This is a genomic window from Colwellia sp. BRX8-4, assembly GCF_014077345.1.
Lineage (GTDB): Bacteria > Pseudomonadota > Gammaproteobacteria > Enterobacterales > Alteromonadaceae > Colwellia_A.
The window spans coordinates 1-386 of record NZ_JACGVS010000066.1 but is presented as its reverse complement, the minus strand read 5'-3'; the positions used below and the strand labels follow the sequence as shown (position 1 = coordinate 386).

General features: G+C 41.5%; 1 protein-coding gene. It reads left to right on the top strand.

The window, feature by feature from the left end:
- On the top strand, window positions 1-386 hold a 386-nt coding region (locus H4J56_RS19390; protein ID WP_182259826.1), incomplete at both ends, for an Ig-like domain-containing protein.

Here is a 386-nt window from a genome sequence, read left to right as displayed (position 1 = left end):
GTTACTGACGGTGCAGGTGATACACAGACTTCTACCTTAACGATTTCAGTAACTCCAGTTTCTGATCTGAGCGATGATAATGAAACTGTCACTGTTGCAGAAGATACAACAGCCACAGGCAATGTTTTAGACAATGCTGAAACAGCAGACGGTCCACTAACCGTAACGAGTTTTACTGTTGGTGGTAATACATATAGTGCAGGTGACACCGTTACCCTCACTGAAGGTGAGTTAACTTTAAATACCGATGGTAGTTATACTTTTACACCTAATGACAATTTCAACGGTGCTGTTCCTGTAATTACTTACATTGTTACTGACGGTGCAGGTGATACACAGACTTCTACCTTAACGATTTCAGTAACTCCAGTTTCTGATCTGAGCGA